Origin of the sequence: Aureliella helgolandensis, assembly GCF_007752135.1 — a bacterium.
Lineage (GTDB): Bacteria > Planctomycetota > Planctomycetia > Pirellulales > Pirellulaceae > Aureliella > Aureliella helgolandensis.
Genome location: NZ_CP036298.1, coordinates 5,119,231 through 5,142,169 on the forward strand (window position 1 = coordinate 5,119,231; position 22,939 = coordinate 5,142,169).

At 55.2% G+C, this 22,939-nt stretch carries 17 protein-coding genes; 15 read left to right on the forward strand and 2 right to left on the reverse strand.

The genetic code is table 11. The features are described from left to right. Window positions 1–314 precede the first annotated feature (314 nt). The 11 genes from tssA (at window position 315) to Q31a_RS17900 (ending at window position 15,564) form a co-directional block, all read left to right on the forward strand. A complete protein-coding gene (gene tssA, locus Q31a_RS17850; protein ID WP_145080807.1) occupies window positions 315–1,484 on the forward strand; it encodes a type VI secretion system protein TssA in 1,170 nt (389 codons plus the stop codon). A 298-nt stretch (window positions 1,485–1,782) separates the two neighbouring features. After that, a complete protein-coding gene (gene tssB / locus Q31a_RS17855; RefSeq protein WP_145080810.1) occupies window positions 1,783–2,286 on the forward strand; it encodes a type VI secretion system contractile sheath small subunit in 504 nt (167 codons plus the stop codon). Window positions 2,287–2,433: 147 nt separating this feature from the next. Further along, window positions 2,434–3,939, forward strand: coding sequence for a type VI secretion system contractile sheath large subunit (gene tssC / locus Q31a_RS17860; protein WP_145080813.1), 1,506 nt, complete (start codon window positions 2,434–2,436; stop codon window positions 3,937–3,939). 293 nt (window positions 3,940–4,232) lie between these two features. Then, window positions 4,233–5,840 (forward strand): type VI secretion system contractile sheath large subunit, encoded by a 1,608-nt coding sequence (gene tssC, locus Q31a_RS17865; protein WP_145080817.1) that lies wholly within the window; start codon window positions 4,233–4,235, stop codon window positions 5,838–5,840. Window positions 5,841–5,881: 41 nt separating this feature from the next. Continuing rightward, the gene (locus Q31a_RS17870) at window positions 5,882–6,685 is read left to right on the forward strand and encodes a type VI secretion system accessory protein TagJ (RefSeq protein WP_145080820.1); all 804 of its coding nucleotides are present in this window, start codon (window positions 5,882–5,884) and stop codon (window positions 6,683–6,685) included. Beyond that, window positions 6,682–7,185 (forward strand): type VI secretion system baseplate subunit TssE, encoded by a 504-nt coding sequence (gene tssE, locus Q31a_RS17875; RefSeq protein ID WP_145080823.1) that lies wholly within the window; start codon window positions 6,682–6,684, stop codon window positions 7,183–7,185. Before Q31a_RS17870 ends, tssE begins: the two co-directional genes overlap by 4 nt. Further along, window positions 7,182–9,014, forward strand: a complete 1,833-nt coding sequence (gene tssF, locus Q31a_RS17880; protein WP_145080826.1) for a type VI secretion system baseplate subunit TssF — start codon at window positions 7,182–7,184, stop codon at window positions 9,012–9,014. The genes tssE and tssF overlap by 4 nt, the downstream gene beginning before the upstream one ends. A 121-nt stretch (window positions 9,015–9,135) precedes the next feature. Further along, window positions 9,136–10,203: a type VI secretion system baseplate subunit TssG gene (gene tssG / locus Q31a_RS17885; protein ID WP_145080831.1), complete on the forward strand. Its 1,068-nt coding sequence runs from the start codon at window positions 9,136–9,138 to the stop codon at window positions 10,201–10,203. 131 nt (window positions 10,204–10,334) lie between these two features. After that, window positions 10,335–13,106: a type VI secretion system ATPase TssH gene (gene tssH, locus Q31a_RS17890; RefSeq protein WP_145080834.1), complete on the forward strand. Its 2,772-nt coding sequence runs from the start codon at window positions 10,335–10,337 to the stop codon at window positions 13,104–13,106. Between the two features lie 228 nt (window positions 13,107–13,334). Beyond that, the gene (locus Q31a_RS17895) at window positions 13,335–13,814 is read left to right on the forward strand and encodes an Hcp family type VI secretion system effector (RefSeq protein ID WP_145080837.1); all 480 of its coding nucleotides are present in this window, start codon (window positions 13,335–13,337) and stop codon (window positions 13,812–13,814) included. 271 nt (window positions 13,815–14,085) lie between these two features. Then, a complete protein-coding gene (locus Q31a_RS17900) occupies window positions 14,086–15,564 on the forward strand; it encodes a Gfo/Idh/MocA family protein (RefSeq protein WP_145080840.1) in 1,479 nt (492 codons plus the stop codon). A gap of 287 nt (window positions 15,565–15,851) precedes the next feature. On the opposite strand, the gene Q31a_RS17905 is transcribed toward Q31a_RS17900, so the two are convergent. Beyond that, a complete protein-coding gene (locus tag Q31a_RS17905) occupies window positions 15,852–17,027 on the reverse strand; it encodes a sialidase family protein (RefSeq protein ID WP_197355373.1) in 1,176 nt (391 codons plus the stop codon). A gap of 237 nt (window positions 17,028–17,264) precedes the next feature. On the opposite strand from Q31a_RS17905, the gene Q31a_RS17910 reads away from it, so the two are divergent. The 3 genes from Q31a_RS17910 to Q31a_RS17920 all read left to right on the forward strand — a co-directional run bounded on the left by Q31a_RS17910 (window position 17,265) and on the right by Q31a_RS17920 (window position 20,842). Beyond that, complete coding sequence (locus tag Q31a_RS17910; protein WP_145080843.1) at window positions 17,265–18,374, forward strand: hypothetical protein; 1,110 nt, start codon at window positions 17,265–17,267, stop codon at window positions 18,372–18,374. Window positions 18,375–18,470: 96 nt separating this feature from the next. Further along, entirely contained in the window at window positions 18,471–19,193 is a 723-nt protein-coding gene (locus tag Q31a_RS17915; RefSeq protein WP_145080845.1) for a hypothetical protein, read from the forward strand. A gap of 395 nt (window positions 19,194–19,588) precedes the next feature. After that, on the forward strand, window positions 19,589–20,842 hold the full coding sequence (locus Q31a_RS17920; RefSeq protein ID WP_145080849.1) for a DUF3179 domain-containing (seleno)protein: 1,254 nt from the start codon (window positions 19,589–19,591) through the stop codon (window positions 20,840–20,842). A gap of 14 nt (window positions 20,843–20,856) precedes the next feature. On the opposite strand, the gene Q31a_RS17925 is transcribed toward Q31a_RS17920, so the two are convergent. After that, window positions 20,857–21,738 carry an AraC family transcriptional regulator gene (locus Q31a_RS17925; protein ID WP_145080852.1) on the reverse strand — a complete coding sequence of 294 codons (882 nt, stop codon included), beginning with the start codon at window positions 21,736–21,738 and terminating at the stop codon, window positions 20,857–20,859. A 188-nt stretch (window positions 21,739–21,926) separates the two neighbouring features. Here Q31a_RS17925 and Q31a_RS17930 point away from each other — a divergent pair, with 188 nt between their 5' ends. Then, the gene (locus Q31a_RS17930; protein ID WP_145080855.1) at window positions 21,927–22,883 is read left to right on the forward strand and encodes a beta/alpha barrel domain-containing protein; all 957 of its coding nucleotides are present in this window, start codon (window positions 21,927–21,929) and stop codon (window positions 22,881–22,883) included. Window positions 22,884–22,939: the final 56 nt, after the last annotated feature.

Here is a 22,939-nt window from a genome sequence, read left to right on the forward strand (position 1 = left end):
TATTTTCCTCCAGTGCGGCTGCTTCAGTTCCGATGATGCCTAATGTAGGGATCATGCCCAGGACGATGACACAACAGGTGACAGCCCCACCTGGCAGATGGGGCTGGCACACCGTGCGACCGACCGCCGCTCGGAGTTCTGCAGCCGCCAGGCCGTCAGCGCGCTCACCGGCGCGTGAGACATGCGGTGGCAGCGGGTGCCCACAGCCGCTTTTTGAAAGAGCCCTGGAGGACCGTTCGACACCATCGACGTTGGCCCCTCCTTACCGCACGATCCTAGATCCCCCAAGTTCTTGAACTTAAGACGCGATCCTCATGTCCACTGAATCGATCCCCAACTTTGAATCGCTCTTGTCCCCTTTGTCCGATGAGGCGCCCAGCGGCGAATCCCTGCGCGAGCATCCGGAGCTGAGCCGCACATTTTATGCGCTGCGCGAAGCACGAAACTCCGCGATGGAAGCCGAACGAACTCTGAGCCGCATGGCTATGATGGAGGAAGAGGATTTTGAAAACGACCCCAGCGGCCGCGACGGTGCAAAACAACTGCCGGATTGGAACAAGGTCTCCAGCATGGCAGTGGACCTCCTCAGCAACCATTCCAAAGACCTGTGGGTGGTCAGTTGGTTCATTGAGGCGTTGACGCGAACCGATGGACTCATGGGATTCAGCGATGGTCTCAAACTCTGCCGGCAAATGAGTGACAAGTTTTGGAATACCATTCACCCGCGCCCCGACGAAGATGACGGCTATGCGCATACGGTGGCGCAACTCTCGGGGCTCGACAATGTGCTGTCCACCGCGTTGGAAGCGACCAGAATTCTGCCTGAAGATGATCGATTCACTTGGGGCGGATATCAAATTGCGATTGAATTGGAGCAGGCGCCTCCCGAGGAACGCTCCGCCAAAATCGAGCGAGGCACCATTCCGCTGGAAACTTTTGAAAGTGCCATGCGATCGGCCGATCGACAGGTACTTCTGGATACCCAAGAGGTGCTTGCCGAAGCGGTTGACGAATGCAAGCAGTTTGCAGAAACCATGGACCGCCTGTGTGGCAATGACGATTCGGGCTACCCCCTAGGCCCGTCCACGGGCAATTTAGAACGCACCCTCGAACGTTTGCAGAAGATTTTCGAAACGCTCACCAGTGGACTGCTGGTCGATTCACCTGAGGGTGAGGCAGAAGCGGTAATTGGCGAGTTAGCCGAAGCGGGCGAACAGCCTCCCACGCAGAGCACCGCCAGTCTCTTGCAACGGCCGGTCGCATCGCGAGACGAAGCGCTTCAACATTTACTAAGGGTTGCCGACTTCTTCCGCAAATCAGAGCCACACTCTCCAGTGTCGTATGCTCTTGAGCAGGCGGTGCGTTGGGGCCGAATGCCGCTGCCCGATTTGCTCCAAGATCTCGTCAGCGATAGCGATGTACTCGCGCAAGTATTCAAACGAATGGGGATTGCACCAACGCCGGACGAAAGTTCTGACGACTAGCCTAGCAAGCTGGCGAGCAGCACCGACCAGCCCCAGAGACTCGGTAAAAAGTTTCGTTTTTCAAGCAACATTCCCTTAAATATTCGGATATCCTAACTAGCTGGCGACTGCTCCGCTCGAATTCCTAGTAATGCGTTGCTGCCTGCGAGGGTGCTGACAGAACGGGAAGTTGAGCCTACTCCGCTTCGATCCTGGCATCGCAAGCACACCCAAGGTTTCGCCCACAATCATCCTTGTTTCAATTCAGCGGTATTCTCCGCCGAGCATTTCCAAGCAATGGGTTTCAAAAGGTAATTTGATGAGTTCTGTCCACGGAAAACTAAGTCGCGTTCGCAAGCCACGTGTTCATATCACCTACGACGTGGAGATTGGCGATGCAATGGAAAAGCGTGAATTACCGTTCGTGATGGGAGTTTTGGGAGATTTCTCGGGACAACCAACGACCAAGCTCAAGCCGCTTCGCGATCGAAAATTTGTTCAGATTGATCGTGACAACATCAATGATGTCCTGAAACAGATGACTCCCGGACTGAACATGCGAGTGGAAAACACCCTGGCTGGCGACGGAAGTGAACTGGGGGTTCAATTGAAGTTTGAGTCGATGGAGGACTTTGAACCGGCCCAGGTTGCGAACCAAGTTGAGCCTCTGAAGAAGTTGGTAGAGACTCGCAATCAACTGCGCGATTTACTGGCGAAAGTCGATGTCAGTAGCGATTTGGAAGAAACGCTCGAAGATGTCCTTAAAAACACTGAGAACGTCGCCAAACTGGCTGAAGAACTTGGTCTAGATAAGCCCGAGTAGTGCAAAGCAGATGAGCCATAACTGCCTTGGCAGGTGGTTCAATCGATTGGCACGCAAAACGCGTCGGCTACCCCCGTAATCGGCGGCGTCCCAAGAGCTCACTACGCCGGCGGCAAACACCTCACGATTTTTTTAGGAGCAAGTTCCATGGCTGAAGAAGAAAAACAATCCCAACAAGCGGCAGCGGAAACGACCGAAGCACCTCCAAGTTTACTTGAGTCTGCGATTGCAGCTACCAAACAAACAGAGCGATCGCGTGCAGAGACGCTCCTGCGAACCTTTACCGAGCAAGCCCTTCAGGGTGCAGTCACCTTCGACAAGGACCTAACTCGCTCGATCAAATCGACGATCGATACGATTGACCAGCAGATTTCGAAGCAGTTGTCTGCCATCATGCATCACCCCGACTTCCAAAAGCTGGAAGGTAGCTGGCGTGGCTTGAGCCATCTCGTGATGAACTCAGAGACCGGCACTCAGCTCAAGATTCGCGTTCTCAACTGCAGCAAGAAAGATCTGCAGAAAGATCTTGAGAAAGCGGTTGAATTTGACCAAAGCGAACTGTTCAAGAAAATCTACGAATCGGAATTTGGATCTCCTGGAGGAGTCCCTTACGGCTCCATCGTCGGTGATTATGAATTTCAGAATCATCCCGATGACATCGCGATGCTTAAAAATGTGGCTGGCGTTGCCGCTGCCGCGTTTTGCCCGTTTGTATCCGCCGCGTCCCCCAACCTTTTCGGAATGGAAGACTGGCAGGGACTCACCAAGCCGCGCGATCTGGCCAAGATCTTCGACACGGTGGAACACACCTCCTGGCGCAGTTTCCGAGAAAGCGAAGATTCGCGTTTCGTCACGCTCACCATGCCGCGCACGCTGGCGCGCCTACCCTATGGCGCCAACACCAAGCCCATCGATGAATTCAGTTTCGAAGAAGTCGAATTGGGGAGCGATGGCAAGCCCAAGTCGGTAAATCACCAAGAATACTGCTGGATGAATACCGCCTATGTGCTGGGGGCCCGCTTCACCGACACCTTCGCCCAAACGGGCTGGTGTACCGCCATCCGCGGTGCCGAGGGTGGTGGCAAGGTTGAGGGACTTCCGGCCCACGTGTTCACCGCCGATGACGGTGACGTCGATCTCAAATGCCCTACCGAAGTTGCCATTACCGATCGCCGCGAGAAAGAGCTTAGCGACCTCGGTTTTCTGCCTTTGTGCCACTACAAGGACAAAGATTTTGCGGTCTTCTTTGGGGCTCAAACCTGCCAAAAGCCGAAGGAATACCAAGGCAAAGATGGACCAGCGGCAACTTCCAACGCAGCCATTAGCGCTCGCCTGCCCTACATCATGGCTACTTCTCGCATCGCGCATTTTTTGAAGTGCATCGCTCGCGACAAGGTGGGGTCGTTCCAAGAACGCGAGGACATGGAACGGTGGATGAACAGTTGGATCATGAACTATGTTTCCGCCGACGACAAGGCTTCGCAAGAGGTGAAAGCTCGCTATCCCTTGGCAGATGCTCGGATTGAAGTCCGCGAAATCCCAGGCAAACCGGGTTCCTACAACGCGGTAGCCCACCTGCGGCCTTGGTTGCAACTCGAAGAGCTGACGACCTCGCTGCGCTTGGTTGCAGAGATCCCTAAGGGTAAGAGCTAAAGCTCTCCTGATGAGTGGCACAGGCTAGCGGTCGCGGAGTCATGGAGGCTCCGCCCCGCAGCCGGTTGATCCTATTGCCTATCGCAGCTTGCCCGCAGGCTACCGATGCAGGAGACAGTCGCTCGCCAATTTTCAACGCAGGTTCAGTGAGGAGTGTTTGGAACGTGCCGCTCAAAACAGTGCATCTCGCGCCAGCGACTTGCACAGCTCGTCTTTAGCCATTGCGAGACATGCCGATGAGACACGATGACTTACCCGCTGATCCATTTGCTCAATATTAGGAGTCCGTCGCGTTGAATTCCGCTTTCCCCCACGACTCGTCACTACCGGAAGTGACGACCGAACACACGCACGATGTGGAAGCGGTGGCGGACCCGCGGTTTCAGGAATCCCTTTTAGAGCAAATTGTCTCCCACTCTCGGACGTCGCCTGGGAACGCCAAAACAGCGGCGAATGCAGATCCGTCCGCTGGTCAGCTAGAAGCGTTCCTCAACGCCGAAACAATCGCCGAGGCACTAAAGCTCTGGCTTGGAGAATCGGCCGTTGAGCGCAAAGGTGCGGAGAAATGGTCGACGATAGCGCGGCAAATCCAGCATAGCATTTCCCGCATCGACCAGTTACTCAGCGAGCAAGTCTCCGCAATCCTGCACCACCCCGATTTTCAGAAGCTGGAAGCTAGTTGGCGTGGTATCGAGTACCTCGTCGAGGCGCGAGAAAACGCAGGTGATGCCCCGATTAAGATCCGCATCTTGAACGTTTCGCACGCCGAGGTCTGTCGCGATTTTGACAAAGCGGTTGAGTTCGATCAGAGCCAACTCTTCCGATTGATCTACGAAGACGAACTGGGGAGCCCGGGCGGCGAACCCTACGGTTTGCTGATGGCAGACTACGAAATCCATCCGCGTCCCAGTCGCAAGCATCCGTTTGACGACATGGCCATGTTGAAATCATTTTCCCAAGTTGCGGCGGCCGCATTTTGCCCAATTGTTCTGAACGCCTCACCGAGCATGTTTTCGCATGACCGCTTCGATCAGATGCAGGTAGCCGCTGACTACGAACGCATTCAACAAGATCTCTCGTTTTTGTCGTGGCGTAGTTTTCGAGAGACCGAAGACGCAAGATTCGTGGGGTTAGCTCTCCCCAGGATGCTAATGCGGCGGCACTATGAAGACCGCAGCGATCGCAACGGTGACTTCCCCTACCAAGAAACGATTGCGAGCAATGACGATTGCCTGTGGGGCGGAGCAGCCTTTGCTATGGGCGAAGTCCTCATGAGGTCGTTTGCTGAGAGTCGCTGGCTGGCCGATATTCGTGGCGCCCAACGCGGAGAGAATGGTGGCGGAATCGTGCGAGGCATTGGTCCGGCGACCTTCGACACCGATAGTGTAGACGTCCTGCAAAAACCGCTCACCGAACTCCAAGTGGGCGATGGCCTTGAGCGGCAAATGGTCGATCTGGGGTTCCTCCCCCTCTGTGCTTGTAAGGATATGCCGGTCGCTGCGTTTTACTCCTGCCCTTCCACTCAGAAGCCCAAAGCCTACCAAGATCCCGATGCAACGGCGAATGCGCGGATGTCCGCCATGCTGAATTATATGCTGTGCGTTTCCCGGTTCGCTCATTACGTGAAGGTCATTGGGCGCGATAAAATGGGGTCTTTCGCAGACGCCAGTCAACTGCAACATCAACTGCAAAATTGGATTCATGGCTATGTCACCGCCGACAGCGAAGCCAACGTCCAAACCAAGGCACGCTATCCACTGCGCGAAGCCGATATTCGGGTCGTGCCCGTGCCGGGTAAGCCAGGAGCCTTCGATTGCGTTTTCCGCTTGGCTCCCCACTACGAACTGGAAGACATGCAAGCTTCGATTCAACTTCGAACCGAATTGATCCGAAAGTCCTAGAAGCTGTACACTCGAATTGAACCCTTTACGAAACAGCGATTATGAATGCAAGCGAACTCTTCCAAGCCGGCGATCTGCAAGGTGCCCTTACCGCCGCGACTGCCGAACTGAAAGCCAAACCCACAGACGTCTCTGGCCGCCTGCTGTTAGCCGAGCTGCTGTGGTTTTCGGGACAGCTCGACCGCGTCGAGAAGCAACTGGAAACAGTCAGCCTCCAATCGACGCAAGGCGCCATGACGCTTGCCCTGTACCGCCAAATTCTGCGTGGCGAATTGGCCCGCGAACAGGTACTGCGCGAGGGACGGCCTCCGGAAATTGTCTCGGAGCTTCCTGAGCACGCGCGTCTAACTCTCGAGTCATTGATGGCTGCCCGGCTTGGACAATCCGAGCAACTCCGCGACCTCCTACAGAAGGCCAGCCAGGCCCAACCGGAAGTCCGCGGAGTCTGCAACGGTGAGGAGTTTGTAGGCATTCGCGACTTGGACGATCGTGTCGCTGGCGTCTTGGAGGTCATCACCGGTACAGGAAAATACTACTGGGTCCCCTGGGAAAACATTGAGAGCTTAGAGATGGAAGCTCCCAAAGTACCACTGGACCTACTCTATCGACGAACACAAATCGAAGTCAGCGGTGGCCCCAACGGAGAAGTTTACGTTCCAACTCGCTATGTAGCCGCCGCAGACGAACAGCTCGAAGACGCGTTGCTTCTTGGAAGAGCCACCGATTGGATTGGAGAGGAAGGAGAATTGGTTCAGGGGCGAGGCCTGCGAACTCTGCTGCTAGGGGACAAAGACCTGCCGGTTATGGAAATCCAAACTCTGAGCTTCGCGAGTTCTGAAGCATGAGTAGGATTCGACCTGATCAATTCCTACTCCCATCGGTCTACGACCGACTCCTCGACGACGCTCCAGAGAGTCAAACGGAAGCTCCCCATAGCCGCGCCCAACTGCTGCGTGAGCTCAAAGCCTCAGTGCGACGTGATCTGGAAAATCTGCTCAACACTCGCATCAGCCTCTACGCCATTCCCGACGATCTACCTGAGTTGAAGACGTCGGTCCTCAACTACGGCATTCCAGACTTCACGGGATTATCGATGGGAAGTCGTGCACAGCGCGAGAAGCTGCGGGGGCTAGTCGAAGATGCCGTCCGTCGCTTTGAGACTCGGTTTATCGAGGTGCGAGTCGAAATGGTCACGTCGGGTGATGGCGAGAATGTTCGAGACCGAGCGATCAAGTTTCGAATTGACGGAATCCTCTACGCCGAACCCTCTCCAGAACCGGTATCCTTCGACTCTCAGTTACGACCTCAACTTGGTGATTTTGAAGTGCGAGCCTCGGTAGGATGATAGATAAATTACTCGACTACTACCAAAGAGAACTCAATTTTCTTCGCGAGCTGGGAAGTGAGTTCGCTGAGCAACATCCCAAGATTGCTGGACGCCTGCGGCTCGATGCAGATTCGATTGAAGATCCGCACGTCTCGCGTTTTGTTGAGGCCTCAGCACTTCTCGCGGCTCGCACACGACTGAAAATTGATGATGAGTTTCCTGACATTTGTCAGGCCATCCTGCAAACGCTCTACCCCCACTACCTCAGTCCCACCCCTCCCGCATGCATTGTTCAGCTGGCGATCAATGACAAGACGTACGAGGGTCTCAATGGGCATCAAGTTAAGCGTGGTGCGCGTCTGGAAACAGAGCCGGTCGACGGCGAACCATGCCGCTTCCAAACCTGCTTTGATACCCGCTTGTGGCCCATGGAGGTTGAGCAGGTCGATTACTTAGTACCGCCGCTCCCATTCCACACCTCTCCATGGAACCGGGATGTCCAGGCGGCCATTCGAGTGCGATTCTCTGCGTTGTCTCCCAAAACGGACCTTACAAAACTCAACATCAACGATCTGAATCTCTTCCTCGGTGGCTCGGCCGCTTGCTCCAATGCACTGGTGGAAGCTCTGTTTGGCAACGTCTTGGGAGTCGCCCTGTCCGATGGTGCAGACCGCTGGGAATGGCTTCCCACCGCCTGTGCGGCGCCGATCGGCTACCACGATCATGAGAGCTTGCTGCCACACACCCCGCGGAGCCTCACCGCCTACCGGATCTTGTCGGAATTCTTCGCCATGAACGCCAAGTTCCGTTTTGTGAACGTCAACTTCCAAAATCGCTGGCAACAGGCAGTTTCGGCCGAGCGAGGCGAATTGATCTTCTTTCTCAAACGCATGCATCCGGTCTTGCAACGCGAGCTGGATCGAGATGCCTTGCGGACCGAATGCACACCGGCGGTGAACCTGTTTTTCAAGCGAGCGGAACCCATTCGCACCACGGAAAATCAGGTTGAATACCGCGTTATCCCCAATGCCCGTGGCCCAGCCGCAGCCGAAATCTACTCCATCGATCGCGTGACCGCAATTTCCGCCAACGGGATTGAGCGCGAGTTCCTCCCCTTCTTCCAACCCCAACACCCGCCTAGCAGCACGCATCCTCAGCGTTACTGGTACGCCAAGCGGGTGCAGTCCATTGGAAAAACCTCCGACACAGACCGCGGCAGCGAGCTCTATCTCTCGGTAGTGGATCTCCACGGAGAGGCCTGCATGGATGATGGCTGGTCGATCGACGTGGAGACGACATGCTTGAATCGTGATCGCGTTGCACGTTTGCCCTTCGGTGGCGGACACCCTCGACTCGTACTGACCGAAGGCGGAGCTTCGATCAGAGCTTCGTGCATTACGCCCCCCACACCAACTCTACGCGCAATCGATCGAGAGGACCTCCACTGGCGGCTCGTCTCGCACCTCTCCTTAAATCATTTAGTGCTCACCAACGGAACCGATGGGGCCGAAGCACTTCGCGAGATACTGCGTCTTTACGATGCCGAGGATAGCCCCGAATCACGCAAGGTGATCGAATCGGTGTTGCAAGTCCAATACCGTCGGGGCACCGCTCGCGTACCAGGCGGTCCGGCGCCCGGATTTTGCCGCGGTATCGACGTAGAAATTTCCTTAGATGCGGAGCGTCTTGGTGGCACGGGCGTCTATTTGTTCGCCAATGTGCTAGAGCGTTTCATGGGGCTCTTCGCCACGCTCAATTCCTTTACCCGCACCACGGTGCGGGTGCGGGGAAGCGAGCTGCCGTTGATCGTTGGCCAAGCTCGCGCAGGTAGTCAAACCCTCATATAACCATGCTTTTCAATCTCGGTTCGACTTCATTCAACTTACTGATGCTGTAGTATAAATCGTGGACTTGCACACCTAAAGCACCACGTTTGTCCCTCAAGCTCGATACAAGACTAGCTGCCCCATGGATTCCGAACCCGACGCTTCGTCTCCCGCTGCATCGCACAGCGATCCACCTTCCGCACTACCGGTGCGGTCCGTCTCCTTTTTCGCAGCGCTCCGCAAGATCCAGTCCGAACAAGCTGCGTTGATTGGTCGGGACACTCGTCCCGCACACGAACCGGTGCGGCTACGCAGTGAACCATCGGTCGCCTTTCCCTCCACCGAATTGGCCAAGGCGACCACTTCCGCCAGTGGCCAAGTCGTTTTGGATGTGTCGTTTCTAGGCCTCTTCGGTCCATCCGGGACTCTCCCTCAACACTACACCCAGACCATCATCGATCGCGGGCGCCAGAAAGATTACGCGCTGCGAGACTTTCTGAACTTATTCAACCATCGCTGGATTTCGTTTTTCTATCGAGCTTGGGAAAAACACGACTTCCCCTCCGCTTTCCAAACATCCCGCAGTTTGAAGCAAGAGGACCCCATCACCAAAATACTTTCCTCGCTGGTTGGATTTGGCACCAGCGGTCTGCGCGATCGCACACAGCTCGACGATTCATCGCTGCTGTACTATGCGGGGCTGCTCGCCGATACGCGTGCCCGTCAAACGTCCCTGACAAACATGATTGCCGATTGGTTTAAAGTCTCCGTTGAGGTGTTGCAGTTTCAAGGACAATGGATCCACATTTCCGTTCCCGACCAAACTCGCATGCAGGCGGGGCAATTGGGTGTTAATAGCAATAACCGACTGGGGTTTGATACGGTGGCTGGACAACGGGTGTGGAACGTGGAAAACCGCCTCCGTCTAAAAATCGGTCCGCTGAACGTCGAGGAATTTAGGCGTTTCTCTCCGATGGGCGATCGTCTAGCGGCATTGCATGCTCTGGCTAGGACCTATTTGGGTCCTCAGATGGAGTTTGATATTCAAGTAGTGCTTCAACGTCAATCAGTGCCGCCCATACGCCTGGGCAGCTCGCCAAACCCTAGTCACCTAGGCTGGAACACTTGGCTCGGAAACTGGCCTTTCGCTCGTGACGCTCAAGACGCCATCTTCGAATTGGAGGACACTGCCTCGTTATCATCCGGTTAGCAAACCGTCGCCCGCAAAATTCACCGCCGATGCCCAAGGCCTCGATTCCCATGGGTATTCCCCGGCTACATTTCCATTCATGTCCCCAGCACCTCCTTCTCGGAAGCGTGCCAGCTAAGAAAGTCTGACCGATGGTTCAAGTCAACCTCAAGAATCTCATTGAACGTCTAAATCCAACTTGCAAGAAGTCGCTGGAGGGCGCCGCGGGACTTTGCTTATCTCGCACCAATTACAACGTGGAGGTGGAGCACTGGCTCGCCAAATTGTTGGAGGACAGTCAAACCGATCTCTCGCTTTGCCTGAAGGCCTTTGATGTCGACATTTCCCAGCTGCAACGCGATTTAACGCAAGTCATCGACCGCTTCAAAACGGGGAATGCAAAATCGCCCGCGTTGAGTCCCGATGTGGTGGAATGGGTCCGCGAAGCGTACGTCTTGGCTGCGATCGACTACACGTCCGCTGCCGTGACCTCGGGGCACTTGCTGTGCGCGTTGCTCGGCCACGACCCGCTGGCGCGGAGCGCCCACGGGGCTTCCAAGGAGTTTGAAAAAGTCTCTCTGGAGTCTCTCAAGAAAAACCTCTGGCAACTAACGGTCGATAGCCAAGAAACGCGCGAGACGCCAGCCGCCTCCACCGCGACCGGCCCAGCGGCTGCCGCTGGCGGTAAGACCAAAGGCGCAACCACGGGTGGCCCCAGTCGCACCCCCTCGCTCGACCAATTCACCATCGATCTCACGGCCCGAGCGAGAAACAACGAGATTGACCCAGTCCTCGGACGTGACAGCGAGATTCGACAGATTGTCGACATCCTGACAAGACGCCGACAGAACAATCCCATCTTGACCGGTGAAGCGGGTGTCGGGAAGACGGCCGTCGTTGAGGGATTTGCGTTGCGGATTGCCGCCGGGGATGTACCTCCCGCACTTCGGGATGTGGCGCTCCACACGCTCGATCTGGGACTGCTACAAGCCGGAGCGGGGGTCAAAGGTGAGTTTGAGAATCGACTCAAATCTGTCATCGATGAAGTCAAGGCGTCCGCCAAACCTATCATCCTGTTTATCGATGAGGCACACACTTTAATCGGCGCTGGCGGATCCGCAGGGCAGGGGGATGCAGCCAATCTGCTTAAGCCCGCCTTGGCTCGTGGAGAACTGCGAACCGTCGCTGCCACGACTTGGGCCGAATACAAAAAGTACTTTGAAAAAGATGCGGCACTTGCCCGTCGCTTTCAAGTTGTCAAAGTCGAGGAGCCTGCCGAGTCGGTAGCGGTCGAAATGCTTCGCGGCTTGACGGGCACCCTAGAAAAGCACCATGGCGTGCGCATTCTGGACGAAGCGATCGTCGATGCGGTTAAGCTCTCCAGCCGCTACATCAGCGGACGGCAGTTACCCGACAAAGCGGTCAGTCTTATTGACACGACCTGTGCTCGAATTGGAATTAGCCAAGCCTCTTCCCCTCCAGCCCTCGAGGATGCTCAGCGTCGAATCGAACAACTCAAGGTTACCCATGGGATCCTCGAACGAGAAATGGCGACTGGTGCCGAGCATCAAACGCGGTTGGAAGAGCTGGATGCGGAGCTAGCCACCACCGAGCAAGCGTTGGAGAATCTGCAAACTCGCTGGAACCAAGAACGTGAACTTGTCACACGGATTGAAGAGCTTGCCAAGCAACTGGAAGGCAACCAGGCGGCATGCGAAAACGGTGGTGCAGACAACGCGGCCGCCAGCAAATCCTCGCCAGACGCCACAGCTTCCCCTGCCAGCGCTGGCTCTCCACCCGAGACAGCCTCCCCAGCGTTGCAACCTGCCGAGCGAAAAAAGCTCCTGACAGAGTACCAAACGCTGAGCAAAGAGTTGGAGACTCTGCAAGGCGAGCAACCGCTGGTTCATCCCTGCGTCGACTGCCAAGCCATCGCCGAGACCGTTGCCTCATGGACGGGGATTCCTGTTGGACGCATGATGGCCAACGAGATCAATACCGTACTGCAGCTCAACGAACTGATGGAAAAGCAGATCATCGGGCAAGCGCATGCACTCGACCGAATTGCTCAATCCATTCGCACCTCTCGCGCGCAATTGTCCGACCCGCGGGCGCCCATCGGGGTTTTCTTGCTGGCTGGGACAAGCGGCGTCGGGAAAACGGAGACAGCCATTACGCTGGCGGAACTGCTGTACGGCGGTGAGCAAAACATGACGACGATTAACATGTCGGAGTTCAAGGAGGAGCACAAGGTCTCCCTGCTCATGGGCTCCCCTCCAGGCTATGTCGGTTACGGCGAGGGGGGTGTGTTGACGGAAGCGGTGCGTCGCAAGCCGTACAGTGTGATTTTGCTAGATGAGATGGAAAAGGCACACCCTGGCGTACAGGACATCTTCTATCAAGTCTTCGACAAGGGAAATATGAAGGACGGCGAAGGACGCGACATCGACTTTAAGAACACGGTCATTCTGATGACCACCAACGCTGGAACCGACCTCATCAAATCACTCTGCTCCGACCCTGAGACTTCTCCGGAACCGGAAGCATTCCTCACGGCTCTCTTCCCTGAATTGTTGAAGACCTTCAAACCGGCCTTCTTGGGACGGACCACCATTATCCCTTACTACCCGCTCAATGACGAAGTTCTGCGTAAGATTGTTGGGCTGAAACTCGACAAACTCGCCAGACGTGTTGCGGACAACTACGGAGCGAAATTCACGTATGAGCCGGAGTTGATTCAGACCATTGCGGAGCGCTGTACAGAAGTCGATACAGGTGCGCGGAATATTGATCATATCCTCACCCGTACACTGCTACCGGAGCTGTCTGTGGAATTCTTAGCTCACTTGGCGGAGGGCAAAGAAATCACCCAAGTCCAAGTCGGCATTACCGACGATCAAACCTTCAGCTATCAGATTTCGTAACGCGGGCCCTGAGGCAAACGGTTCAAGGCTCCAGGGGAACGCATTTCTACCGAGAATTGGCCCCTTCCAGAGAATTACCAATAAAGCAGATTCTTTTAAGCAACTCCCGCGGCCAATCGACGAGAACTGTAGTGTAAGGCAAAGGGCACCTTAACTTGCTTCGGCCGTTCGAAGCAAAGCTCAACCGGGCACTGAGCCCTAGATCAACTGGTAAAGAGGAATCGGAAAATGGCTGCTTACATTAAGTTTGATGGTGTCGACGGTGAATCACAGCACAAGAGCCACAAGTCTTGGTCGGACCTAATGAGTGTCTCGCAAGTGGTTCACAAGCCGGGTGCTGGCGGAACGGGTGCTGCACGCCGTCGTGGCAGCGTGGTCCTAGAGGACATCCAATGTGCTAAGTTGCTTGACAAATCTAGCCCCAAGTTGGCTGAGTCGGTTTGCCTGGGAAAAGTATTTCCTAAAGTTGAAATCGAACTCACCGTCTCCACAACCGATTCGGGACAGGAAACCTACTACAAATACGAACTTAAGAACGTATTGGTCAGCTCTTACTCGGTTTCAGGTGGCGACCAGGACAAGCCCGCAGAGAATTTCAGCCTGAACTTCGAAGAGATCAAGGTTACCTACACCGAAATGGACTCGAAGGGCTCGAAGAAGGGCAATGTCGAATACGGCTGGAAAGTGCAAGAAGACGAAAAGGCCTAAGGCACTGAACAGTGATAGGCTGAATCCCCCATCACCCACCACTTTGAAATTCCATCCAACACAGGCGAGAGCATTGCTCCCGCCTGTTTTTTTATGCCCACCCTCAATCCGCCACACGCCTATCTTCGCCAGACCGCACCTTAGAGCCGTCCATCTAGGGAATTTTGCAGCTATAATCTTGGTTCCATTTCGTCGGGGACCGTCCCCTGGGAAAGTTGCAATGCGCCACTTTCTTATCGCAATCCGTTCACTCTTCAATGAGATTTGATTCATGACGCACGAAATCCCGCCCGCCAATCGCCGCTCTTTCCTCAAGGAATCCTCGAGCGCTGCCGCAGCTCTCTCCGTCCTCGGACTGGCAACGCACCGAACTCATGCTGCAGCCAATGCGAACGAGCGGATGCGCATCGGATTCATCGGGCCTGGCGGCCGAGGCTTTGGGGCACACGTCAAATCACTGTGCGAACTGCACGCTAGTGGCCGCAAAATTGACTTGGTCGGCGTCGCCGAAGTCTACGAGACGCAGCGAAATATGGTTGCCGATTACATCAAGGATAAAACGGGAACCGAGCCTGGCCGGTATGTCGACTACCAGGAAATGATTGAGAAAGAAAACTTAGATGCAGTTTGTATCGGAACCCCCGACCACTGGCACCACAATCAGACCGTCGATGCGCTCAAAGCAGGCTTGAACGTCTACTGCGAAAAACCAATGACCAAGACGGTCGAAGAAGCTTTCAGCGTCGAAAAACATTGGAAGGATAGCGGAAAAGTGATGCAGGTTGGCGTGCAATCCACCAGCCTGCCTGTGTGGGATGAGGTTCGTGCCCTCCTCCAGGAAGGAAAGCTCGGCAAAGTTCTCGGCTTCCAAACCGAATACTTCCGCAACAGCGATGTAGGGCAATGGCGTTATTACAAATTGCTGAAGGACATGAAGCCTTCGACCATCGATTGGCAGCGCTGGCTCGGTACCAAAGAAGGCTTGGCTCCCGACGTTCCGTTCGATCGAGCTGTGTACAAGCAGTGGCGAAGATTCTGGCCCTTCGGCTCCGGCATGTTCACCGACCTTTTTGTCCACCGCACCACGGCGATGCTCAAGGCCACCGGACTGCGACTGCCGGGCCGTGTCGTCGGTGCCGGAGGAATTTTCATGGAGTACGACGGCCGCGATGTGCCCGACGTAGCAACGGTGGTTGCCGACTTCAACGCGGGAGTCCAAGGTTTGGTAACCGCGACCATGTGCAATCAAGAATCGCGCATCAATCAGTTGATTCGCGGTCACTACGGAACGTTTGCCTTCGGTAATGGCGAAGGGTTCGATGGTTTCGATTTCATCCCAGAACGTGGCCCCGTAACCCACGTTCGCCAGGAAGAGGAGCGAATTAAAACCAAACCAGTTGCCAACACGACGCTGGCGCACTTTGCCAACTGGTTGGACGCCTGCGAAGCCAATGAGCCGATGAAATGCAACAACCCGCCAGATTTAGGCGCGGCAGCGATCGCCGTAGTCATCCTCGGTGCTCAAAGCTACCGTCAAGGCAACGTGTTCTTTGTGGACGAGGAGCATCGCAAGATTTCAACCCAAGACCCTGGTTGGGCGAAACAGTGGGAAGAACTCTCTGCCGCACGAGCAGATGTTCGCCACATTCCAGGTTGGACCGCTGGTGACTACGGCAGCAAACTGGTCGAGCCTGACTACATGGCTACGGCCGGGCCTTGGATCGATGGCAAGGATCCCGCTGGTGGTTAAGCTCGCCAGTCGCCACTGAGGCCCGCAAGCATCCGTGGCCCACAAGCACCCCTCGCGCATCGGGCTGTCGAAATAGTAGCCCGCTGCGTGACGGGCTGTTGAAATAGTAACCCGCCGCGTGAGCAAGGAAAGATGACCTCCGCTACAAGTCAATTAAGGATGCTACCTCCGCGCTAAAATTCAAATTGCGATTAAATCAACAGCCCGGCAACTCTCGGCCATCGTTTCCCATAGGGCCGGGAGTTGTAAGGTGCGCAGGCTTCATAGCGTAACTTGTACAGTGCAGCTTAGTTCAACCGCCACTTGGCCATCCGCAACTGCGCCAGTGGGTTTTCCTTGGTCGCCTCATACCAAACGGTCACAAACGACTGAGGCGCTATCTCGACAGTAGATGGGTAGCCCAAGTCTCCACTCGTCGCATCGGCATGGAAGGGGATGGCAGCGGACCACGTTTGCCCATGATCCGCACTCACCCGAGCCTGATTGCCCAACGGTGCTCGGCGATGTCCATAGGTCATGAGCAGACGATCGTCCGACATCCGGAGTAGATGAGACGGCAAGCCCCAAACACCGATCGAGTACGGGGTGGCCCAGGACTTGCCACCATCCGTCGAATGTGTTTGCAGCGTTTCACCTGCGTTGGGTTTATTGTGGTTGCGAATGTGCACCACCAATCTTCCATCGGCCGCTTCTACTGCATGCAATTCGTGATACTGCTTGTGGTTGTCGCCTGCGCGCACGGGAAAATTGGCCAATTTTTCCCACGTCATACCGTCGTCGGTCGATGCAAACGCTGCCACTTCGCGTCCCTCTTCCCATAGAGCCACCCCAGCATAAAACAGAGTGCCGTCGTTCAACACGATGGGACCATGGGGGCTGTTTACCGGTACGCGATAGGCAGCCGACCAATTCAGTCCGCCATCCTGACTGCGCAGCATCCAACAACCGAGGTGACTCTCCTGTTCCTCCGCTGGAACCCGACGATAGGCTGCTGACCAACGCTCCAACTGTGCTTTCGGCATCGACAACGGCTCATTGGCCTGAGCCTGTGCCACCACTTTCTGATAGTTGGGCAAGTAAGCCAGAGAGGTAAACGTTGTAGCCAACAGTGTTCCCTGCGGCGTCTCGACGATCCCAGCATCACGATCGTCGAGCGGGCCATCTAACAGAGTGCGCGCATAGGTCCAAGTTTCGCCGTCATCGAAGGAACGTATCAATTCGACGCGTCCCATCGGACAAATATGACTATCGCGACCTCCCGAGCAAACCACTAGCAATTCGCCATTCTGCAATCGGCAAAGTGTAGGCCACCCATGATAGCGATCGGATTGCAGACTAATGGTGCGGATCGAATCGACAGAAAAACTAGGTACATCACTCGGTGCGGCCGCGCTCGCAGTGCGTAAGGCGAGCGCACCGATGGCAGACATACTGAGCATGGAACGACGCGTGATTGGATGCATGGTGGGGCTCCGGAGGGTGGCAATTAGGTGGGATGAAGGCAGGCAAATGCTAGCGGGGTTCCAACACTAGGCTGCGAGCGGCCTAGTGTAACAAACCACAGCGATGCCTACAGCCGGGAACTTCGCGACAATGACCTCAGCTGTGCCCCCACGACCATTGCATTTGCTAGAATGCGGGCGACGGGCACGGCGCCCGCTCCACTTTCGATTCCAATGTTTTTCAATGCAGAGGTTGAGATGCAAAGTACTAAACACTCACTGGGTCGCTTTCTAGCGGTAGTCGCGGCCGTAAGCGTGGTCTGTTCCGCAGCAACCACCGAGGCAGCTCGTCCAGGCATGGCGCCGGGACAGATCAAGATCGAATCCATCGGTCCGATGGCATTTGCCGAATCAGGCATCCTGCTTGTAGGCGACCCCAAGGCTGCCACCGTCTATGCCATTGAATTGGATGCGACCGATTCGGGCAATTCCCAGGTTGAAGTCGCCGATGTTCAAGCCGCCATCGCTAAAGCAGCCAATACAACTTCCGACAAAGTCAAACTCGGTGACTTGGCTGCTGACTCGACGCGACAGATCGTGATTTTGTCCGCCGAGGTCGATGGGGCGGTAGGACTCTTCCGAATCTTGCCCGACGGCTCCGCTCAGACGATTGATACGGCTAAGATCCTGCATGCCAAGAAGGTCATCCCCAATGCTCCAGCCGACGAGGAAACGGGCGAGGGACGTCGCCGGCGCAATCGCCGACTCGAGTCCATTACTGATTTAGCTTTCTTTGATGGCAAAGTCCTCGTTTCGGGCCTGACTCAAGAGGACTCGGATTCCAGCGTCCGCGAGTTCCCTTTCCCTTTTGCCGAAAACACGCATGTAACGAATGTTGAGATCTTTCATGCAGCGCATGGACGTGTTGAATCCCCCACGATTCAAACCTTCGTTCCGATCAATATCGCGGGTGAGCCTTCGCTGCTCGCCGGATTTACTTGCACACCACTCGTGCGATTTCCCATCGACCAACTCAATGGCGGAGACAAAGTTCGCGGTACGACAATCGCCGAACTCGGCAATCGAAATCGCCCCCTCGATTTGATCGTCTACATGAAGGACAACGCGTCGCACCTCCTCATGAGCAACTCGGCTCGTGGAGTCATGAAGATCAGCACTGAAAATTTGAATGCGGCACCGGGCCTCACCGAACCAGTCGGTGGAGGAGGAACCGCCGGTCAACCCTTCGAAACGGTCGAAGCCTTCCAAGATGTCTTGCAGATGGACAAGCTGGATGCAACGCATGCAGTCTTGCTAGTTGGAAAACCAGAGTCGACTCAGAAATTGGTAACGGTAGTCCTTCCCTAGCCGAATTTGCAAGCGTCGAAATGCGCAGCTCAATGTTCTCCAAGCTCTTCCGGTATTCTGGATGAAAAACCGGGAGAGTTGCGGCTAGGTGACTCCATGCGGTCTCTCAACCCTATGCCCAGTTGGCCCTATTTCTTGAGCCTGATCGTCGTGAGCCTGCTGGTGGGGCTAGCGATGCCCGCCTACTACGACTGGACGGGCGCGGATCAGAGTCGTCCGTCGCCGCTGGTCCCGCAGACCGCCGTAGCCATTCTAGTTCTGGGCGGTATTTTCTGCCTGCTGCTGCCTTGGCTGCCTTTATCCAAAGACGATTTTCGGGAACGTCCACGCCAGGGCTTTCGATTTAAGATCCGCACGATTCTAGGGATCACGACCGCGGCTGCATTCTGCTTCGCAGTTTTCCACGACAGCCCGCTGCTGGTTGCCAATGGGATCATCTATGCGCTGCTATTGTGCTACGCCGGACGCATCGGGTTCTTGTTTGCGGGATACAGGTGGAGAATCGCGGCACTCCTTGCGTGTATGTACCTCCCCTATGCATGGATCTTATTCCCGGACCAAGCCAGCCACAGCTCCTCAACATTCATCCTAATGGCAGTCGCGCTTCCCGCATTCTTTCCATCCTTGTGGATTGCCACTCTATTCCATCAGAGTTCCCACAGTGCACCCTGGCTTTTCCTCACAGTTGCGAGTCTAGAACTGGTGCTTGGAGTGTGGATGATTCAGCTTGGCCCGAAACGCAGTTTGGTCTTTTGCATGGGGTCCTTAATCGCGTCCACCTTCGGTGCTTTTACGCTCAATGCTCTGGTGCGCATGTAACAACCTTCGCGGCGGCGGAGTGTTGCTCGCCAGGCAGCGATCGGCCCCGACGCAAAGCTGCATACGCGACGGCCACTTTCCTTCCCCACTCCAGCCGCAAAATTCCTGAGGGGCAATGGATTTACCAAGAGCATTCTCTCTTGGACGGCAGGAGCTGCAAAAACGCACATCTTACTGCACCTGCACGATCAAACATTACGGCCGTCAGACATTAAGCCTACATCGCCAAAACACCTTGCAACGATGTAAGTTTCCTGGCAATTCCCTCTTTCAGCGAGCATAAAACAACACCAAGTCAAACCGCTCTAGAATCCGCACCGACAAATGGCATTGAGCGTCGATATACTCGCACTCTCGCACTCCAATCGTCCAGAAAATGCTATGCGGAGGATTTAATGGTTCACTCCGTTGCCAACATCGACTTCCACCCGCCGTTGCCCCATCCACTCGCGTTCCGTGGAATGCTTTGCTGCACGCTTAGCGTCTTCCTCATCGCAATGGGTTGCAGCAATCCGCAAGATGCCAGCAATCCCACCAAACCAGAACCAGGGGAAATAGCCACGCCAGCGAAACGAACGCAACGCCAGTCGCCGAATAGTGATGAGCGTGTTTTCTCGAATTCGGAGAGCTCTCGCTACAGCGCGTCGCGTTTCATGCGGCAACCAGGACTAGTACCGCCACTTACGGATCCTGAAATATTCTCCCCAGAAACGGTTTCCCTGGAGGAAGATAGCGAAGTTCTCGGAATTTTAATTGAAAAAGTTGCGAGAGCGTACAGTATCCCGACTCTCTATTATCATCACGTAATTAACGATCGTATTGCAGGGCATTCAGTGGTCGTTACTTACTGCGGATTCTGCTCATCGGGAACCGCTTTCATGGCAACGATCAATGCCAAGCGAGCACTCTTCTCGCTGCACGGTGCTTGGCAAGCCACGGCCACGATCAACGATGCCCAAACTCAATCCGTGTGGCTTCATCTGACAGGTGAATGTATTGACGGTAGGCTTAAAGGAAACCAGCTATCGCCCATCAATGTGCGACACGTAACCTGGAAGTCTTGGAGGGACGCACATCCAGAAACAACCGTCGTGATGCTGAATACCCCAGCCACTCGCTTCACAACCTCCTCCAAATTCCAAAAAGGACAGGATGATCTTCCTCCTGCCCTTGCACAAACAATTGAAGTCACGAGTAGCAGATATCCCGCCAACGCAATGGTCTACGGCGTTGCCCTATGGGATGGTAAGCCGGCAAGCTTGGGAGCAGTCAAGGCATACCCCTTTGAGGAATTGCAGAATTCGACAGCAGTCATCAACGACTATGTAGGCGAATCTCCAGTTGTCATTGGATTCGATAGAGCGAATCGAAGTGCCTTTGGATACTTACGAATTCTTGAGGACAGAGTCTTAGCATTTTCGGCGACGGCTTCAGGCAAATTGGTCGATCATCACACCAGCTCGATCTTTTCGCAAGACGGCATCTGCATTGAGGGGGTTTACGTGGGCAAGCAACTGCCTGCGATCTTTGGGTTACAGGCCGAATGGTACGGTTGGTATGCGACCTACCCGCAGACGGATGTCTATCAAGTTGCGGCGACCACACCAGTAGTTCACCAACAAACGTTAGACCAAGTACCCCACGATTGAAAACGTACGCGGCTTTAAGAATTGCCCATTTCAGTGCGATAATCGAGCGGGCGTTTTCCGGTCAACCGTCTGAGTGTTCGATAGAACGTCGAAACATCTTCGAAACCAGATTGGAAGGCGATAGACGCAACTTTGCTGTCCGATTCTCGCAGCAGGCCAATGGCATGCGAGATTCGCAATTCGTGAACATAGGCCAACCACGTCCCCCCTGTTCTCTGGCGGAAATCTGCGGTGAATTTCCGTCGTGACATTCTGCAAATTTGCGCAGCATGGTCGATCGTAACCGGTTCGAAGAAATTCGAGTGCAACCAGCGCAGATACTCATCGATGGCCCCCGTGCGACCGTCATCGAGTTGATCCGATGCGGCCGCGGTATCACCGAAGTGCGACGGCTGTTCGGCCATCGCTAGCTGCGCGAATACATCCATGGCGCCAGCTACGGCTGCGATGCGGTAGGCGGGACTAGGTTGAGCCACTAAGTACAGCAGCTTCCGCAAACGCTGCTCAATCCCCAATTGCCAAGCGCGCTGTGCAGAGAGTTTTCCGGAGGGAAGTAGGGGTTCGATTTCACCGACACCCGCAATCCTTTGCGGATCGACTGCCAGACCGTAAAGCGAAACAGGATGTGCGGGGTGATCGACAATCCGGTGCCTCAATTGGATGGGAATCAAGAGGCAATCGCCCGAAACGCAATTCACACTCTGAGGGCTCTCCCCTGGCCAGTCTGCAATAACTTCCCCTCGCCCTTCTCGGAAATACAGCAGTTTCGGAAAGTGATGTTGGGTTTCGGCCATTATAAAATGCTCATCATGCCGGCTCTCAAACACCCAAATACCTGAATCCAGCATCGTTTCAGGAACCGGACGGCCACGGCGTGCGCTGGAAAAAGTTGTCATACAAAACGCTTTCTGTGTGGGACTACCCGGGGGCACTGCAAGCGATCTGCAACCCGCCAATTGCGATCTTCGCCAGAAATGCCCGAAATGCAAGTCCGCGATGCGCAAATTGCCGCGCGAGGTGTACGGGTTTCTGCAACCATGAGTTCCCAGCAACTTCAATTCACGCCTCCGCAGGACACCGAACCTTGACACGCTCCTTTGACCAATTGCGCACCATTCGCCCACGCCGCTCCATCACTGGCATGTCGGCCATCCTGCTCCCACTCCTGAGCGAGTCGGAAATTGATTGGGACGGCTTCCGCAACCACGTGACGCGCACCGCCGATGCTGGATTGATTCCCGCGGTGAACATGGACACAGGCTACGCAAATTTGATCGGTGAAGACGTGCGTCAACGCGCGCTCCGCGAGACTCAGCAGCTCATGGAGGGGCGTGAATTTGTGGCGGGCGTATTTGTCCAAGACGTTCCAGATTCACAGTTCAATTTCGATGCTTACCGCACTGGACTCGATCAGATTCAAGAGTTTGGTGGCACTCCCATCATTTTCCAATCGTTTGGTTTAACGAATCAATCTGATGATGGAATTGTCTCCTCCTATCAGCAGATAGGATCTCACGCAGGCGACTTCCTGGGGTTTGAGCTAGGAAAGATGTTTGCCCCCTTCGGAAAGATCTATAGCCTCGAAGTCTACGCGGGCTTGATGGCAATTCCGGAGTGCCGTGGTGCCAAGCATTCGTCATTGAGCCGAGAACTCGAATGGCAACGCCTAGCATTGCGTGATCAGCAACGCCCTGATTTTCGCGTTCTAACTGGCAACGACCTCGCCATCGACATGGTGATGTACGGTAGTGATTATTTGCTGGGGCTCAGTACTTTTGCACCGGAGGCCTTTGCCCGGCGGGATGCCATGTGGGCCGCGGGTGACACGGGCTTCTACGAGTTGAATGATCTACTGCAGTACTTGGGCTTTTTTGCGTTCCGCACTCCGGTACCGGCCTATAAGCACAACGCGGCTCAGTTCCTGCACGCTCGTGGGTGGATCAAAACGCCTCAGACGTTTCCTGGTAGCCCGACGCGACCTGAATCCGACGTTGTGATTTTGGAGGAAATTCTACAGCGACTCGAGGCGACTGAGGCCTAAGCCTCGATCGATTGCCCCGCTGCGTGCCCGACCTATCTACCCACGGCCTCAAGCAA